This is a genomic window from Magnetospira sp. QH-2, from assembly GCF_000968135.1.
Taxonomy (GTDB): Bacteria; Pseudomonadota; Alphaproteobacteria; order Rhodospirillales; family Magnetospiraceae; genus Magnetospira.
In genome coordinates this window covers 756084-772443 of sequence record NZ_FO538765.1, presented here as the reverse complement: position 1 = coordinate 772443, position 16360 = coordinate 756084, and the positions used below count along the sequence as shown (strand labels likewise).

The window sequence follows — 16360 nt, the reverse complement described above, 5'->3', positions numbered from 1 at the left end:
AAAACGGCGCCAGATCAACGGATCGGCGCCGTTTACGCGTTATGGGGAATTCTCAACCGGTAATCAAAGGATCCGGACGTTCCACATGGGGCGCGAAACAGGTTTCGAATACCTCTTCGATTGTTTCCGCCGATAGGGAATCGGCAGGGCCGAAAGCAGCAAGCATTTCCTTGGCCGCATCCACCGGGCAGGTCCCGATATGGCTGCAAGCATCCGGCCTTTCATCCGAGCAACCGGTCCAGAATCGCAGGGAGGCCTGCACCATTTCCAGGTTGTCCTGATACAGATACGCGGACATGTTCTCCAACCAACGACTACAAGGGACTTGCGCCTTGGATTCAAAGATTATCGGGGTATCGTCACTCATTCCGGTTTGTTGTTGCACACCCATGATTCCGTAAACTCCTCGCTGAAATAGTTAGTTATCGGCCCTGTGCTCAAGGCTCATTAGATTGAGCTAATATTAACATTATGATATCGTAACGGCTATTATCCATTGTGGGTAGAACACAACTTTTTTGTTCATAGACTCCTTGAGAGTTCGCAATTCAAACTCAAAAGACCGACAGGACGAGGACCCCTGTTCGACTCACATCCCACCCAAGCAGACGAACTTGGTTTCCAGGAATTCCTCAATGCCGTACTTGGAACCTTCCCGACCGATGCCTGACTCCTTCATGCCGCCAAAGGGCGCCACTTCGGTCGAGAAGATGCCTTCGTTGACGCTGACGATCCCGTACTCCAATGCCTCGGCGACCCGGAATACCCGCCCCACGTCGCGGCCATAGAAATAGGCAGCCAGGCCATAGGGAGTATCGTTGGCCATGGCAATGGCTTCGTCTTCGGTCTTGAACTTATACAGGGGGGCCACCGGACCGAAGATTTCCTCGCGGGCGCAGGCCATGTCAGAGGTCACGCCACTCAAGATCGTCGGCTGATAAAAAGTCCCTCCCAGATCATGACGACGCCCTCCGCTGAGTACCGTGGCGCCTCGGTCCACCGCGTCGGCAACCAGGCGCTCGACCTTTTCCAATGCTTCCTCGTTAATCAGCGGGCCTTGCTGGGTATCGCCTCCCAGCCCGGGTCCCACTTTCAATGCCTTCACCGCCGCCGCCAGCTTTTCGGCAAAGGCCTCGTAGACTCCCGCCTGCACCATAATGCGATTGGCACAGACGCAAGTCTGGCCGGTATTGCGGTACTTGGATGCCAGGGTTCCGGCCACCGCCGCATCCAGGTCGGCATCATCGAATACGATAAACGGTGCATTGCCTCCCAGTTCCAGGCTGACTTTCTTTACCGTGTCGGCACATTGCTTCATCAGCAGTTTTCCCACCTCGGTAGAACCAGTGAAGGACAACTTGCGGACCAGCGGGTTGGCGGTGAGTTCGCCACCGATGGCGGCTGGATCGCTTCCGGTGACCACATTGATCACCCCCGGCGGAAAACCCGCACGATCGGCCAGATCCGCCATGGCCAAGGCGGACAGAGGCGTATCTTCGGCCGGTTTAATCACCACCGTGCAGCCCGCGGCCAGGGCCGGACCACATTTGCGGGCAATCATGGCATTAGGGAAATTCCACGGGGTGATGGCGGCAACCACACCTACCGGCTCCTTCATCACCAAAATCCGTTTGTCCGCCGCATGGGTGGGTATGGTGTCCCCATAAACCCGCTTGCCTTCTTCGCCGTACCACTCGATGAACGCCGCTCCATAGGCGACCTCTCCCATGGATTCAGCCAACGGCTTGCCTTGCTCGGCGGTCATGAGGGTGGCCAAGTCCGCCTGGTTATCCATTGTCAGATCGAACCAGCGGCGCAAAATGGCGGCCCGTTGTTTGGCCGTCATGGCCCGCCAGGCGGGAAAGGCCTTGTGCGCCGCCTCGATGGCCCGCCGGGTTTCATCCGCGCCCATGTCCGGCACGGTGCCAACCAGCATGTTGTCCGCCGGATTGGTAACGGTAAAGGTTCCGCCGTCGTTTGCATCGCTCCAGGCGCCGTCCACATAGGCCTGATGACGCAATAGCTTGGTGTCCTGAAGCTGCATGACGAGGTCTCCCGAATCCCTTGAATGAACTAGAGCGCCAGATTGGCCCTTCGAACGGTTGGGAACAAGACCAATTGGCGCCTTGTGCCCGCACGGGATGTTTCCTAAAGTCGGCGTCTGTGAACAAGGAGACGGCAATGAACATCCATGGCGCCACAAGCAAGGGATTGGTCCGCACGACCTGCCTGTTGATCCTATTGGCGACCAGCGCATGCTCGTCTTTTTTTGACAAACCGCAACGTCGCCCCTGCGCCGGTGCCAGCATTCCCGCCGAACTTGCCGATTTCGTGATCTTTGATGGTCCTGGCCGGGATTTAATTGACGTGAACCACACGGGCCGGATTCGCGAAGTGGAGACCTCCTGCAAATTTGAAATAGATGAGAAAACCAGCGAGGGAACCATGAGCCTCGCGGTCGCGCCGGTCTTCGAACTGGAGCGTGGCAGCGCCAACAAGGACCGTCAGGCCTCGTTCAACTATTTCATCGCCGTCACGGAGCCCGGGCGCAAAATCCGCGATAAAGTGACCTATCCGGTCACAAAGGAATTTACAGGCAACGCAACACGCATGGTGGCCAAGGACAAGACCATCACCATAAACCTTCCCGTCGGGCCTGAAATTGGTGGAACCGCCTATCACGTGTATGTGGGCTTCCAACTGGACAAGGCGCAGGTAGAATTCAACCGCAAGCGTCTCAATCAGCTTCGATAAAGGAAAAAACCGTCGGCGGTGGTTGATTTCGACGAATGAATACATACACTCTTCAGGCAATATCCATGTGACCCTCGCGGGAGAGTCCGACGGCATGATCCGTCGGCGCCGAAGGAGCAACGGCCCCGTAATCTCTCAGGCCCAAGGACCGCGAGGGGATGGAACTCTGGAAAGTGGCGCGTTGCCTGTATCGGCTGCGAGTCCACCGAAGATGTAACCCGGACCTCCCAAGAGAGAAGGGGATTCTTTCAGGTCCGATGACAGAGGGGGCGTGAAGGGCGATTCCGGTCGTCCGCCATGCTGACACGAATCGGAGGACCCATGACCAACCCAACAAACGCTACCTTGCTACAAACACCCCTACATGCCCTGCACGAGGAACTCGGCGGCAAAATGGTGCCCTTTGCCGGATACCACATGCCCGTTCAGTATGGCATGGGAATTATCAAAGAGCACAAACACTGCCGGGAGCAAGCCGGGCTGTTTGACGTTGGTCACATGGGGCAGGCGGTGGTGCATGGGCAAGACGCCGCCAAGGCCATGGAACTGCTCGTACCCGGCGATATCCAGGGACTCGCCGAAGGCGGCATGCGCTACACCCAATTCACCAATGAGGTCGGCGGCATCCTCGATGACCTGATGGTCACCAACCTGGGAGACAAGCTGTTCTTGGTGGTCAATGCGGCTCGCAAGGAGCATGACTTTGATCTGCTGCGGGATGCCTTGCCTCTTGGCTGTACCTTGGAAACCCTGGAGGACCACGCGCTCCTGGCATTGCAGGGCCCCAAGGCTGCCGAAGTGATGGGTCGCCATGCGCCCGCAACACGGATCATGGGCTTTATGACCATGGCCCATTTGAACATCCTGGGCGTGGACTGCCGCATCTCGCGGTCCGGCTATACCGGCGAAGACGGTTACGAGATCTCGTTGCCTGCCTCCGAAGCCGCGGCCTTCGCCGCGCAATTGCTCCAAGAACCAGAAGTCGAGGCGGTTGGTCTGGGGGCCCGCGATTCCCTGCGCCTGGAGGCCGGGCTGTGTCTGTACGGCCAAGATATCACCGAATACACCACGCCGGTCGAGGCCGGGTTGCTGTGGAGCATATCCAAGCGCCGACGTGCCGAGGGGGGATATCCCGGCGACATGATCATCCAAAATCAGATCTTTGAAGGGATCAAGCACCGCCGGGTGGGCATCCGTCCGGACGGCAGAATGCCAACAAGGGCGGGGGACCCGATCATCGATCCCTATGGCACGCGAATCGGCGAAATTACCAGCGGTGGCTTTGGTCCATCGATCGGCGGTCCGGTAGCCATGGGCTATATAGAGGCCCCCCATGCAAAGGCAGACACGCCGGTCATCCTGTCCGTTCGGGGCAAGCTGCTGCCCGCGACCGTGGTCAAGCTGCCGTTTGTCGAGCAACGCTATTATCGGGGTTAATCCATCAAGGGGAATTCAAGTCATGGCAACCATCAAATACACCAAGGATCACGAATGGATCCGCATCGAGGAAAACGAAGGCACCGTCGGAATCACCGACTATGCGCAGGAGCAATTGGGCGACGTGGTGTTCGTCGATCTGCCCGCCGTGGGCGCGGCCCTGGAGACCGGTGGCGAGGCCGCGGTGGTGGAATCCGTCAAGGCGGCCAGCGAGATTTATGCCCCGCTCAGCGGCGTGGTCCTGGAAATCAACGAGGATCTGGAAGCGGATCCTTCGCTGGTCAATACCTCGGCCATGGACGGCGGCTGGTTCTTCCGCATGACCATTGGTGACACCGCCGAACTGGACGATCTCTTGGACGAGGCCGACTACAAGGGCTACGTCGAAGGGCTTGGTTAATGCGCTATCTGCCTCTGAACGAGACCGACCGGCGGGACATGCTGGCAACCGTTGGTGCTGCCTCGGTGGATGATCTGTATGTGGATGTCCCCGAAGAAGCCCGCCTTCATGCCCCGGTGGACCTGCCGCACCATGCCGGCGAAATGGCGGTAGAGCAGGCGTTGACGGAGATGGCGGGAAAGAACCTGAGCCCATCGCGCTGCCCCAGTTTTCTGGGCGCCGGCGCCTATCGCCATCATATCCCGGCGTCACTGGACTATTTGATTCAGCGTGGGGAATTCCTGACCTCCTATACCCCCTATCAGCCGGAAGTCTCTCAGGGGACACTGCAATACCTGTACGAATTCCAAACTCAGGTGGCCATGCTGACGGGTATGGAAGTGGCCAACGCCTCCATGTATGACGGCGCCACATCCACCGCCGAGGCGGTCTTGATGGCCTTGCGGGTCACCCGGCGTGGCAAGGCGATTCTGTCTGGGGGCTTGCACCCCCATTACCGCGAAGTGGTTGAGACCCATGCCCGATTCTACGGCTTTGAGGTGGATGCCGCCGAGCCCGACCCCTTGGGTGGTGAAGTGCTGGTCAACCGGATCGGCAAGGATACCGCCTGCGTGGTGGTTCAAGTGCCGAGCTTTTTCGGTCAGATTCGCGATATCACCGCCCTGGCCGAAGCCTGCCACGAGGCGGGCGCGCTCCTGATCGCCGTCAACACGGAAGTCATGTCCTGGGGCGTGCTGCGCGGCCCGGGCGAGATGGGCGCCGACATCGTCGCCGCCGAGGGCCAGTCCCTGGGCAATGGCACGAGCTTTGGCGGTCCGCATGTTGGCCTGTTCGCCACCCGTCAGAAACTGCTGCGCCAGATGCCGGGCCGATTGGCCGGACAGACCACCGACGTGGACGGACAGCGTGGCTGGGTGCTGACCCTGAATACCCGCGAGCAGCATATCCGACGGGAAAAAGCCACGTCGAACATCTGTACCAACTCCGGCCTATGCGCTCTGGCCTTTACCATCCATTTGACGCTTTTAGGCGAGGATGGTTTCCGGCGGCTGGCCCAGACCAATCATGCCAATGCCGTCAGCCTGGCGGGACAATTGTGCGCTCTGCCCTGGGTCAAGGTTCTCAACGACAGCTACTTCAATGAGTTCACCTTGCGCCTGCCCACCGATGCGGCACCCGTCGTGGAAGCCCTGGCCGAAAAGGGTATTCTGGGTGGTGTCCCTGTATCCCGGCTGCTGCCCGATGCGGGCCTTGACGACCTGTTGCTGGTCGCCGCCACAGAGACCACAACCCCGGCCCATATGGAATCCTTTACCCAGGCGCTGACGGAGGTGCTGTCATGAGCGACCCGATCCAAACCACCGTCACCGGTAATCGCGGACTGCAAATCGAAGAACCACTGATTTTTGAACAGGACACGCCTGGAACATGCGGCGTCGACCTGCCCAAGCCGGACGTGACCACCGACCATCTGGGGGGCCAGGAACGCCAGGTCCCCATTGGTCTGCCACGTCTGTCGGAACCGCAGGTGGTCCGCCACTACATGCGCATTTCTTCGAAGAACTATGCCATCGATTCCGGCTTCTATCCGCTCGGCTCCTGCACCATGAAGCACAACCCACGGCTCAATGAGCGCATGGCGCGGCTGCCCGGTCTGGGCGATTTACATCCTTTGCAGCCCGTAAGCACCGCCCAAGGGGCGCTGGAATTGATCGATACTTGTGCCCATTGGCTCAAGACCCTGACCGGCATGCCCGCCGTGGCCATGTCTCCCGCCGCCGGGGCACACGGGGAACTGACCGGACTCATGTGCATGCGCGCCGCCTTGGAAGCCCGAGGCGATGCCCGCGCTAAGGTGCTGGTTCCGGAATCGGCCCATGGCACCAATCCGGCCAGTGCCCATGCCTGTGGCTACAAGGTGGAATCCATCCCCGCCAACGACCGGGGCCGGGTGGACCTGGATGCCCTGATCGCCAAGCTTGATAACTCCGTCGCCGGGGTGATGATCACCAATCCCAATACCTGCGGCCTGTTCGAGCCAGACATGATCAAAATTTCCGACGCCGTGCACGCGGCGGGCGGCTTTGTCTATTGCGACGGCGCCAACTTCAACGCATTGGTTGGCCGTGTGCGGCCCGGGGATCTGGGCATCGACTGCATGCACTTGAACCTGCACAAGACCTTTTCCACCCCGCACGGCGGCGGCGGTCCGGGCAGCGGCCCGGTGGTGCTGTCGGAAGCCCTGGCGCCCTATGCCCCCTTGCCCATCGTCGTGCATGGCAAAGACGGCCTCACCTTGGCCGAAACCACCGACGCGGTGGACGGCGATCCCATAGGCCGGGTCAAGGGCTTCCACGGCCAGTTCGGTGTCTTCGTGCGCGCCCTGTCCTACATGATGAGCCTGGGCAGCGACGGCTTGCGCCAGGTGGCCGAGGATGCGGTGCTCAACGCCAACTACCTGATGGCCCGTCTGGACGGTGAACTGAGCCCGTCCTTCGAAGGACCCTGCATGCATGAATGCCTGTTCGACGATCGCTTCCTCAAGGATACCGGGGTGACCACCTTGGACTTCGCCAAGGCGATGATCGACGAAGGTGTCCATCCCATGACCATGTACTTCCCACTGGTGGTGCGGGGCGCCCTGCTCATGGAACCCACCGAGACCGAAAGCCGCGCCTCGGTGGATCAATTCGCCGATCTGGTGTTGGGCCTTGCCGCCCGCGCCCGCGATGGCGACGAGGACTTCTTCCATGAAGCGCCGGTCCATACTCCTCGGCGCAGGCTCGACGAAACCGGGGCAGCCCGATACCCGGTGCTGCGCTGGACGGCGGAGGAGTCTGGGGAGTCTAACTCTTAAAGCATCCGTCTTGATCAAGGACTGAGAGGCGGATTTAAAAGTATCATTTAGATATCAAGGCAGTAGATTTTTGATCTGGCCAGGAAAGGCCGACGACACGGGGCGGCGCCCCGTTAGGAGGTCTTGACGCCGCCAGAGCGGAAATATACGCCCTTGAGATCAAAGGAATACTTTTGAATCCGCCTCTGATACTTTAACTCTCGAAAATGATGCAATGCCGGTCACCCTCGGCCTTCGAGGGCCGCTGACCCCACCTTACCCTTTTACGGTCAGGTACCCTCGCTCAATGGCTGTTTCCAGGGCCTGGAACGCGTGGGCCAGTTCGTCGTAGGCGACGCGCAGTTCGCGCAGACGCTCGACGGAGCTCATGGACAGATTGCCCGAGGATACCGTGTCGGCGACCGCGAAAAGCGCCATCAGGTATTCGCCCCGCATCCGCGCGGTGGCATCGACAATGGGCTTGATGGTTTCCGCCGTGAGTTCGGGAATCATCGGATCGAGAATTTCCCGGTTGGCCTGTTTGACCGCAGTCTCCATCATAAACCGCAGGCGGTTGGAGGTGCGCATATCACTCCGCATACTGATGTTCTCCGCACAATGGGTCTGAACCTGATCTCACCGATCCAATGACAGTGTTCCGCAAAGGGGATAGCACCGCAACAACAAAAAAATCGGCACCGGCCAAAGCCGATACCGTCTTATAGGAGGTCGATGCTTAAGATTCGGCTTACGCCGAAAAATCAGGCGGCCTGCGGGAAGCGCAGATTCAACTGTTCCTGAGCGGGCATCTCGCGATGAGAGATGATCCCGTGCAAAGCCATCAACTCTTCAGCCTCGGCACGCAGTTCGGCACCGGTGGGCATGGTGGCGGAGGTGGCGTCCTGCAACAGTTCACGGGCACGATCTTGGAGATAGGCCAACAGCGTGGCCCGAGCTTCAACGGTCATATTCTTATTCCCCGATCTCGGCGTCGACCCAAGTCCCTGACCGGCTTTGGGTCACACGCAGTCAAAAAAATAGGTCCCGGCGACTGAATACCGCTGGAACACGGGCGTAACAATATTGCAATATCGTAAATTTTACAAATGCGGATTCCACATGGGAGCCATGCAGAATCCAAGGAGCTCATCCGAAGGCTTTAGTATTCGTCCTCGTCGCCACTGGGAAACAGGCTGGCCACATAGTCCAATTCCTTGCGCAGGCCACGGCGCGTGATCAGCTTTTGCTGAGCCGCCGGGGGCAGATCGGAAAAGGTGATCACATGACGTTCCAACAAAACGTCGATCAGGTCCTCCAGCACGCGGGCCAGAGCCAAATCGGATGATATCCAATCGGCCTGTCCCTGGCCGAGCAGGAACTCCACCACCTCGGGGGAATCCCCGCTGACTTCCTCTTCGGCCCCCACTTGCGGAGCATCATACATGGCTTCGATGTGGCCATCGGCATTGCGGCGAGCAAACGGCATGGAGCCTCCGAGTCGGATATCTGTTCCGCGAGTGTACCCGCCTGCCACCGCATGTTGAAAGAGGAATTACGGCAGATCGAACAGCAGAAGTTCCGCGTCCTTTACGGCCACGATCCGAAGCTTGTCCACATCACGGACCGCCGCCCCGTCCCTTTCGCCCACCGATTCGCCGTTGATACTCACCGACCCCCGGGCTGGAACCAGATAGGCACGGCGTCCAGGGACCAGGTCATGGATGACCTCATCCCCTTCGGCAAGATCCGCCGCATAGAGGGTGGCGTCTTGGTGAATCATCAAGGTATCGGGGATCCCTTGCCCAGAGGCCACGGGGACCAGCCGCCCGCGCCGGTCCCCGCGGGGAAAGGTGGTGCTTTCCCATCGGGGCTCCAGGTGCCGGGTATGAGGCTGGACCCAGATCTGGAACAATCGCAGATCTTCGTCCTCGTGATTGTATTCCGAATGGATGATGCCCCGTCCGGCACTCATTACCTGGATATCCCCGGCTTCGGTCTTACCCTGGTGACCCAGATTATCCTCGTGGCTGACCGCGCCTTGGCGGATATAGGTGATGATTTCCATATCCCTGTGGGGATGCATGGGAAAGCCGCCCCCGGACCGGATCAGGTCATCGTTCCAGACTCGGAGGGGGCCGAAGCCCATGCGGTTCGGGTCCACGTACTCGGCGAAACTGAAATGAAACCGGGCCGATAGCCAGCCATGCTCGGCACGGCCCAGGTCTGCGAACGGGGTGATGGTGATCATGGCGGCCTCCGTCTGAAAGGGGTTCCGTTTCCCTTTATATGGGGAACGGAACAGACCGCGCGAGAGCCGAGAACGGGAAGGATTATCCCATGAATGGGAAGATCAACGCCCTTCCCGCCACCATGCAACACCCAGCCCCCCGATCATGACCAAAGCGAACAGTAGGCCGGGCAACAAGGGCAGGTCGCGGGCTCCGGTAACCTTGGTCACGCCGTTGCGTTGCAGGCCAATCCAGCCACGCCCCTTCTGCGCTCCGCCCACCCGACGGCGTTGAATGGCGGGAATGCCCTCTTCATTTAGCACCACCACCGCGCCGCCGGTGCGCTCCACGAGGGGGGCCAACTTTTCCGCCGTGGCCCGGGGTTCGCCGAATTCCGGCGTTTCCGGTCCGACTGCCAGGGTGCTCAAGGAACCGCTTGTCACCTGATAAGTGCCGGGCAAAGGCGCGGCCAGGCGGGCTTCGAAGCGGCCGGGGTTGACCGTCTCAAAGGCCAACCGTTGCTCGGATCCATCTGGCGCGATGACCCGGACCTGGGGCTTTGTGGCTTCTTCCAGAGTCCGCAGCCGCATGCGGAGCTCTCCTTCAATCATGCGCGCGGTAAGGCGTTCCTCCTCCAGGTCCGGTTCCTTCATCAGCCAATGGATCAGGCGGCGCAGCAATTCCCCATGAGGGCCACCGCCGTCATGGCCGCGGGCCCATAGCCACACCTGATCACTGAGCATCAAAGCCACCCGCCCGTCTCCCTGGCGATCGAGAATCAGCAAAGGCAGATCGTCGGGTCCTTCCATCACCACCTCGCCACGGCGCGCCGCCCCGGCGATGATGCGGTGCCAACGTCCCGGTTCGCTGCCCCGTAGCGGCTCGGTGACCGGATGACGCAGACCGATCTTGCTGGCCCGGGGACGATAGGGTTGTTCCAATACCCGACCTGTTTCGGGCAAGGCCGGCAGCAGATCGCCCAGGTCGGTGGCGGCGGGACTGCCCTCGCCGGCGAACTCCGGTCCGGCGGCCAGCAGGAAGGCGCCGCCTGTTTCCACGTAGTCCACCAGGTTGCGGTAATACTCCGGCGCCATCAGGTGCCGCACCACATAGCGATCAAAAATCACCAGATCGAAATCGTCCAGGCGCTCCTCGAACAGTTCCTGAGTCGGGAAGCTGATCAAGGCCAGTTCCCGCAAGGGCGTCGGGTCAATACGGCTGGCCGGACGCAGGATGGTGAAATGCACCAGATCCACCCCCGGGTCGGATTTCAACAGATTGCGCCAGACCCGTTGTCCCGGATGGGGGCGCCCGGAAACCAGCAGGACCTGCAACCGGTCGCGTACGCCTGTCACCACCCTTGCTGCCCGGTTGTTCAACGCCGATACCTCACCTTCCAGAGTCGGCACCTCGGCCTCGACGACCAACGGCCCGGCATGGGACAGTGGTAGATCAAGGGTCTGTTCACGACCGGTGCGAACGGCAATGGTTTGCCAGGGCTGCCCGTCCAAGCGCAGGGTCACGCTCAAACGGCTATTGGGCGGCGCACCCGGATCGAGCACCCGCAGCGTCAGGGGAACAGTCTTGTCGACCATGCCGAAGGCGGGCGCGGCGGTGATCTCGATCCGCCGGTCGCGGGCATGGGGACGACCGGTCAACAACAGATGTACAGGGCCCGGAAGTGGTTGGTCCGCCAGGGCTGACGGATCCCGGTCCTGACCATCGGTGACCAGCACCGCCCCGGCGAAGCGGTCCGGCGGCAGATCGGCCATGGCCCGTCGCAGAGCAACCGCGACTCGGGTCCCGTCGCCATTGGCATCGTCGCCCACCCGCACCTCACGCCATTCCAGGTCGGTAAGGCCCCCGGTGGTCTGGCGCAGTCGGGCAACGGCTTCTTCGGTCTGTTGCCGACGGTTCTCCAGCTCCTGACTGGCGGATTGATCAATCAGCATCAGGGCGATGTCGGGCAGTGGTTCACGCTCCTGCCACTGCGCCCGTGGCCCGGCCAAGGCCAGCAGAAGCAGCAATAGGACGAGGGCCCGCCAAGCGCTGCCCCGGGCCCGCCGGATGAGCATCCAAACCAACAAGACCAGTGCAATCACGGCGAATCCGCCCCACCAGGACCAGGGGATCAGCGGCTCGAAGATCCATTCACCAATCATCGGACAACCTTTCCAGGATGGCATCCAGATGCACCTGATCCCCCTTATAGTTGCCGGTCAGGGCGACCATCACCAGATTGATGCCAAAGCGAAAGGCCAGTTCCCGCTGCCGCTCACCCCCGGGGGAAACCGCATGCAGCGGACGCAGGGTCTCGTCCACCGCCCAAGCCGCCGCCCAATCATTGTCACCGACGATCACCGTCGCCACGCCGTCGTTGGTGCGTTGGTCGGGTCGCTCCACCCACAGGGCTCCGCTGTCCAGGCGTCCGGGAAAGGTCTGTAATAGATAGAAACTGCGCCCGAGCACATGACCGGCGGGCAGGCTCATCAGCCGGGGAACGCGCAACGGCCCCGTCAGGCGGCGCAATCGCTCGCCGGAGTCCCGGGCCAGCAGGCCACGCCCGTCGAACAGGATCAACCCGCCTCGGCGCAGGTATCCTTCCACCCGCCGCGCGGTCTCCGCATTCAAAGGCGTCGGCGAGGCGGGCAACGGCCAGTAGATGAGCGGAAACAAGGCCAGATCATCGGTCGCCGGATTCACCATCAAGGGCTCGGCCAGTTGTACCGAAGTGCGGCGCATGACCATCCAGGTGAGCCCGTTCATTCCCGCTTTGGCCGTTTCATCCACCTGCGCATCGCCACTGACCACGTAACCCAGGCGTTGTTGATTGGCCAAGGCCGATGGATCCGGCGCGGCCATGGCCGGGACCGCGAAAAGCAACATGACTCCGGCCACCGCCAAGCCTCGGGCCCAAAGGGACAAGGTCATATCGATCAGCAGCAAGACCATGGCCGCGGTCCATAGGACCCCGCTCAAGTCCCGCGCCGGTTCGCTGCCATAACCAGCCAGACGCGCCGTGGCGGGCGGTTCGAGGCCCCGGAAGCGGTCTTCGTCCCAAGATAAGTTGACCACGGCCAGAGGATGGGGCCGTCCATAAAGACCCGGTGCCGCCGCTTCGGGCTCTCCCATGATCAAGGTCGCGGTGCCCGGCGCTACGTCGGTCAATTGGCCAAAGCCGTTCAACAGGGTCGCGGCGGATAGCTGTTCCCCGTTTTGGGGGGCCGCCGCGGTACCCGGCCCCAGCCGTGCCATTCGGCGCATCATCTCCACGAACAGCCCGGACAGAGGCAAATCGCTCCAACGGGGATCGGCGGTGGTATGGAAGAGAACCAGCCAGCCGCGCCCTTGTCGCCGGGCGGTAACAAGCGGCGTACCATCTTTCAACCGCGCCCAAACACGGGCAAGCAACACCGATTCCGGGCGAGCCAGCACTTGTCGGCGCACTTTGATATCGCTCGGCACGGCCAGTCCCGCGAAAGGACCATCGTCGGGGAATGCCGCCAGGGACAAAGGCTTGGTCCAGGAAAGCTTGCCACCCAACAATCGGTCCCCGGCGCGCAGGTCCACCGGCAGAGGCAGGCTCGGCGCATCGGCCAAACGCGGTCCGGCAAATCGAAGCAGGACGCCGCCCTGGCGGATCCAACCATTCAGGTCCGCCAGTCGAGCATCAGACAATGGTGGCGGATCGGCCAACACCAGCAAAGCCAGGGGACGCTGCCGCAGATCGTTCAAGGGTCCTCGCCGCACATCTTCCGTGCCGTCCAGGGCGCGGGACAAATAGTGCAATGGATCAAGCACCCGGGAAGCGCTGCCGTCGCCATCAAAGGTGGCCAGCCCCACCGGGTGACGACGCCAGGAATCATCAAGCAGGTATAGGCCACCCACCGTCCGCGCCGCCCCATCTACCGCCAGGTCCAACCGAGCCAATTGCCGGGCCAGTTCGGCAGGGGGGCGCGCGGTGGCGACCGCGTCGCTTTCTCCCGGCGCGAACGTCAGATCGATCCGATCCAGCAGGGTCCCCGCCCCATCGCGCAATTGCACCCGTGCGGTGATGGATTCATTGTCCGCCAGTCGTCGAGCCGCCAGGCGTAGTCCGTCCCCGTCCCGCTCGGGTGGCAGCAGACGGACCAGCGGCACCCCATCACGATGCAGGCTGACCTCTCCCAGGGATGACAACAGTTCGACCAGGCTTTTGGGGTCTTCTTCTTGCAGGCTATCCGACAGCCAGACCGTGTCGGCTTTGAAGTCCGGTTGATCGACGAGCCATTGGGTCAGTTGGTCCGAGGCGCCCGCGCGATCCGTGGGCCAGGGGTGGGGTTGCAGATCCTTGAGTGTCTGGCGGGCGCCACCGGGGGTCAGGCGCCGGGGGGCGGGAACATCGCCCCCAACCTTGGCCGGGGCGGTGGTGAGCAAAACCAAGGCGCGCCCCTGGGGCTCCAATCGCGATACCAGGTCGCTCATCATGCGCTGTCGGGCGGGCCAGTTTCGTGCCGCCGCCCAGCCATCATCGACCACCAGCAAGACCGGCCCCTGACCTCCCTCCGGGTCCAGGGAACCCAGTAATGGACGCGCGGCCCCGATAATCAGGCAGAGCAGCAGCAGCAATCGCAACAGCACCAGCCACCAGGGGGTGCGCGCCGACGTCTCCTCGGTGCCCGGCAGCCCGAACAAGAAACGAATCGCTGGAAAGCGCAGCTCCCGCGCCGGCGGCGGCATCAGCCGTAATAGAGGCAGCAGCAACGGCACGGCGATAAGCGCCACCAGCGCCCAGGGCGCGGCAAAGGTGAATCCGAGGACGCTCAGCACGGTACCGCCGCCAAATTCTCGTACAGCGCCAGCAGGATCGGCTCCACCGGTCGGTCCGTATGATGCCAGGTCAGCGTCCAGCCCAGGTCCCGCACCAGGGCCTCCACCGTGGCGCGCTGGTCGGCCACCGCTGTCTGGTAGTCGGGACGCAGGCTCTGGATGCGACCAACACGCAGGGTGCCCTCGTTCTCCGGGCCGCTGACCCGATAACGCCCATCGAAAGGCAAAGAAGCTTCCGCCGGATCACGGATCACGACAAGATGGCCGCAACCGCCGCGCCGCGCCAGTTCGGTCAAGTCGCGGGTCAGGGTCTCGGGATCGGTCAACAGGTCGCCAAACAGCAAGACTCGCGCGTGGGACATCACCCCGGCCCGTACCCGGGGGTCGCCCATGGCGGGACCGCCGTGATCCAAGGCCAGGGCCATCTGGCTCAGGGTCTCGCGGCTGCCGCCGGTAGGCTCGCCCTCTCCCAACAGCCCCACCCGCTCGCCACCGCGTGCCAAAAGCAGGGCCAGGGCCAGGCAGAGCACCCCCGCCCGTTCCCGCTTGCTGGGCAGATTTCGGGTCGAGCGATAGTCCATGGAGGGCGACCCGTCGCACCACATGAGCACCGTCTGCGCGGCCTGCCATTCCTTTTCACGGATGAACAGATCATCGGAACGGGCCGAGCGCCGCCAATCGATCCGTCGAGCCGAATCCCCGGACTGATAGGGGCGGTATTGCCAAAAGGATTCCCCGGGCCCGGCTCGCCGCCGTCCGTGCAAGCCCGCCCGAACTCCATCGGCAATGCGGGTCGCCGCCGCCAGCAATGGTGGCAGTTCCTCGCCCAGATGGGCGGCCTGACGGTGAATGGCGGGAGAGAGAGGATCGGTCATGGCAGGGCGTCGCACAGCCCATCAATGATCGATTGCAAGGATACCCCATCGGCCCGGGCGGCGAAATTCAACGCCATGCGATGGCGCAGGATCGGTTTGGCCAGGGCCCGCACATCCTCCGCCGACGGCGCCAAGCGGCCATCCAGCAACGCCCGCGCCCGCACCCCCAGCATCAAAGCCTGCCCGGCGCGGGGCCCGGGACCCCAGGCCACATGGCGGTTAACGTCATCAGACGCCGACTCCCCCGGGCGCCCGGCGCGGGTCAGGTCGAGAATGGCCTGCAACACGCTCTCGCCCACCGGCATGGCGCGAACCATGTCCTGGGCGGCGAGCAGATCCCGAGCCGTCATGACCGTGCCAACGCGGCCCTGGTTGCTGCCGGTGGTCACGCTGAGCACCCGCTTTTCCGCTTCGAGTTCGGGATAGGTCACATCGATTTGCATCAAAAAGCGGTCCAACTGAGCTTCGGGCAGCGGATAGGTGCCTTCCTGTTCCAACGGATTCTGCGTCGCCAGAACATGGAACGGACGCGGTAGGTCGTGATAATGCCCGGCCACCGAGACCCGGCCTTCCTGCATGGCCTGCAAGAGGGCCGATTGGGTGCGCGGGCTGGCCCGGTTGATCTCGTCGGCCATCAGCAATTGACTGAAGACGGGACCGGGTAGAAAGCGGAAGGCGCGCTTGCCCGGCTCCGGTTCTTCCAGCACTTCCGATCCCAGGATATCGGCGGGCATCAAATCGGGGGTGAATTGCACCCGGCGTTCTTCCATGCCCATCACCGCGCCCAGGCTTTCCACCAATCGGGTCTTGCCCAGGCCCGGCACGCCGACCAGCAGCGCATGACCGCCAGACAGCAAGGTAACCAGGGCGTCCTCGATCACTTGTTCCTGACCAAAAATAACCTCGCCCAGGGCGCGGCGCACTTCGTGCAATCGCGCCGCAAGAGCTTCCGCCGCCGCCACCGCATCTTCACCCTTGGCGTCCGCTTTATCAGTACCCATATGATCCATGCCGATATCCA

The 16360-nt window shown here is 62.1% G+C and carries 15 protein-coding genes and 2 riboswitches; of the genes, 5 read left to right on the top strand and 10 right to left on the bottom strand.

The window, feature by feature from the left end; genetic code table 11:
• Positions 1–52 precede the first annotated feature (52 nt).
• Together MGMAQ_RS03775 and MGMAQ_RS03770 are read right to left on the bottom strand one after the other, a co-directional pair.
• Positions 53–298, bottom strand: coding sequence for a hypothetical protein (locus MGMAQ_RS03775; RefSeq protein WP_148560826.1), 246 nt, complete (start codon positions 296–298; stop codon positions 53–55).
• Positions 299–589: 291 nt separating this feature from the next.
• A complete protein-coding gene (locus tag MGMAQ_RS03770) occupies positions 590–2044 on the bottom strand; it encodes an NAD-dependent succinate-semialdehyde dehydrogenase (protein WP_046020495.1) in 1455 nt (484 codons plus the stop codon).
• Between the two features lie 137 nt (positions 2045–2181).
• Here MGMAQ_RS03770 and MGMAQ_RS03765 point away from each other — a divergent pair, with 137 nt between their 5' ends.
• The 5 genes from MGMAQ_RS03765 (at position 2182) to gcvPB (ending at position 7448) form a co-directional block, all read left to right on the top strand.
• Positions 2182–2754, top strand: coding sequence for a hypothetical protein (locus tag MGMAQ_RS03765; RefSeq protein ID WP_046020494.1), 573 nt, complete (start codon positions 2182–2184; stop codon positions 2752–2754).
• Positions 2755–2821: 67 nt separating this feature from the next.
• A riboswitch (glycine riboswitch) is annotated at positions 2822–2915 on the top strand.
• Between the two features lie 3 nt (positions 2916–2918).
• A riboswitch (glycine riboswitch) is annotated at positions 2919–3020 on the top strand.
• Between the two features lie 55 nt (positions 3021–3075).
• On the top strand, positions 3076–4191 hold the full coding sequence (gcvT, locus tag MGMAQ_RS03760; RefSeq protein WP_046020493.1) for a glycine cleavage system aminomethyltransferase GcvT: 1116 nt from the start codon (positions 3076–3078) through the stop codon (positions 4189–4191).
• Between the two features lie 22 nt (positions 4192–4213).
• Positions 4214–4591 (top strand): glycine cleavage system protein GcvH, encoded by a 378-nt coding sequence (gcvH, locus tag MGMAQ_RS03755; protein WP_046020492.1) that lies wholly within the window; start codon positions 4214–4216, stop codon positions 4589–4591.
• Positions 4591–5934, top strand: coding sequence for an aminomethyl-transferring glycine dehydrogenase subunit GcvPA (gene gcvPA, locus MGMAQ_RS03750; protein WP_046020491.1), 1344 nt, complete (start codon positions 4591–4593; stop codon positions 5932–5934). Before gcvH ends, gcvPA begins: the two co-directional genes overlap by 1 nt.
• Positions 5931–7448, top strand: a complete 1518-nt coding sequence (gene gcvPB / locus MGMAQ_RS03745) for an aminomethyl-transferring glycine dehydrogenase subunit GcvPB (protein ID WP_046020490.1) — start codon at positions 5931–5933, stop codon at positions 7446–7448. The genes gcvPA and gcvPB overlap by 4 nt, the downstream gene beginning before the upstream one ends.
• 255 nt (positions 7449–7703) lie before the next feature.
• Here the strand turns inward: gcvPB and MGMAQ_RS03740 are convergent, their stop codons facing one another.
• From MGMAQ_RS03740 to MGMAQ_RS03705, 8 genes are all read right to left on the bottom strand, one after another.
• Entirely contained in the window at positions 7704–8027 is a 324-nt protein-coding gene (locus MGMAQ_RS03740; RefSeq protein ID WP_082085247.1) for a hypothetical protein, read from the bottom strand.
• Positions 8028–8188: 161 nt separating this feature from the next.
• Positions 8189–8395 carry a hypothetical protein gene (locus MGMAQ_RS03735; RefSeq protein ID WP_046020489.1) on the bottom strand — a complete coding sequence of 69 codons (207 nt, stop codon included), beginning with the start codon at positions 8393–8395 and terminating at the stop codon, positions 8189–8191.
• 191 nt (positions 8396–8586) lie between these two features.
• Positions 8587–8913: a hypothetical protein gene (locus MGMAQ_RS03730; protein ID WP_046020488.1), complete on the bottom strand. Its 327-nt coding sequence runs from the start codon at positions 8911–8913 to the stop codon at positions 8587–8589.
• Positions 8914–8979: 66 nt separating this feature from the next.
• Positions 8980–9675 (bottom strand): pirin family protein, encoded by a 696-nt coding sequence (locus MGMAQ_RS03725; protein WP_046020487.1) that lies wholly within the window; start codon positions 9673–9675, stop codon positions 8980–8982.
• Between the two features lie 102 nt (positions 9676–9777).
• The gene (locus MGMAQ_RS03720; RefSeq protein WP_046020486.1) at positions 9778–11817 is read right to left on the bottom strand and encodes a hypothetical protein; all 2040 of its coding nucleotides are present in this window, start codon (positions 11815–11817) and stop codon (positions 9778–9780) included.
• Positions 11807–14464 (bottom strand): DUF4159 domain-containing protein, encoded by a 2658-nt coding sequence (locus tag MGMAQ_RS03715; protein WP_046020485.1) that lies wholly within the window; start codon positions 14462–14464, stop codon positions 11807–11809. Before MGMAQ_RS03715 ends, MGMAQ_RS03720 begins: the two co-directional genes overlap by 11 nt.
• Positions 14458–15339 carry a DUF58 domain-containing protein gene (locus MGMAQ_RS03710; protein ID WP_046020484.1) on the bottom strand — a complete coding sequence of 294 codons (882 nt, stop codon included), beginning with the start codon at positions 15337–15339 and terminating at the stop codon, positions 14458–14460. The genes MGMAQ_RS03715 and MGMAQ_RS03710 overlap by 7 nt, the downstream gene beginning before the upstream one ends.
• The gene (locus MGMAQ_RS03705) at positions 15336–16349 is read right to left on the bottom strand and encodes a MoxR family ATPase (protein ID WP_082085555.1); all 1014 of its coding nucleotides are present in this window, start codon (positions 16347–16349) and stop codon (positions 15336–15338) included. The genes MGMAQ_RS03710 and MGMAQ_RS03705 overlap by 4 nt, the downstream gene beginning before the upstream one ends.
• Between the last annotated feature and the right edge of the window lie 11 nt (positions 16350–16360).

Bases quoted from the DNA above. Each gene is read 5' to 3' on its own strand.
- MGMAQ_RS03710 (WP_046020484.1), bottom strand. From the start codon at position 15,339: ATGACCGATCCTCTCTCTCCCGCCATTCACCGTCAGGCCGCCCATCTG.
- MGMAQ_RS03770 (WP_046020495.1), bottom strand. From the start codon at position 2,044: ATGCAGCTTCAGGACACCAAGCTATTGCGTCATCAGGCCTATGTGGAC.
- gcvPB (WP_046020490.1), top strand. From the start codon at position 5,931: ATGAGCGACCCGATCCAAACCACCGTCACCGGTAATCGCGGACTGCAA.
- MGMAQ_RS03735 (WP_046020489.1), bottom strand. From the start codon at position 8,395: ATGACCGTTGAAGCTCGGGCCACGCTGTTGGCCTATCTCCAAGATCGT.
- MGMAQ_RS03705 (WP_082085555.1), bottom strand. From the start codon at position 16,349: ATGGATCATATGGGTACTGATAAAGCGGACGCCAAGGGTGAAGATGCG.
- gcvPA (WP_046020491.1), top strand. From the start codon at position 4,591: ATGCGCTATCTGCCTCTGAACGAGACCGACCGGCGGGACATGCTGGCA.
- gcvH (WP_046020492.1), top strand. From the start codon at position 4,214: ATGGCAACCATCAAATACACCAAGGATCACGAATGGATCCGCATCGAG.
- MGMAQ_RS03765 (WP_046020494.1), top strand. From the start codon at position 2,182: ATGAACATCCATGGCGCCACAAGCAAGGGATTGGTCCGCACGACCTGC.
- MGMAQ_RS03730 (WP_046020488.1), bottom strand. From the start codon at position 8,913: ATGCCGTTTGCTCGCCGCAATGCCGATGGCCACATCGAAGCCATGTAT.
- MGMAQ_RS03720 (WP_046020486.1), bottom strand. From the start codon at position 11,817: ATGATTGGTGAATGGATCTTCGAGCCGCTGATCCCCTGGTCCTGGTGG.
- MGMAQ_RS03725 (WP_046020487.1), bottom strand. From the start codon at position 9,675: ATGATCACCATCACCCCGTTCGCAGACCTGGGCCGTGCCGAGCATGGC.
- MGMAQ_RS03740 (WP_082085247.1), bottom strand. From the start codon at position 8,027: ATGCGGAGTGATATGCGCACCTCCAACCGCCTGCGGTTTATGATGGAG.
- MGMAQ_RS03775 (WP_148560826.1), bottom strand. From the start codon at position 298: ATGTCCGCGTATCTGTATCAGGACAACCTGGAAATGGTGCAGGCCTCC.
- gcvT (WP_046020493.1), top strand. From the start codon at position 3,076: ATGACCAACCCAACAAACGCTACCTTGCTACAAACACCCCTACATGCC.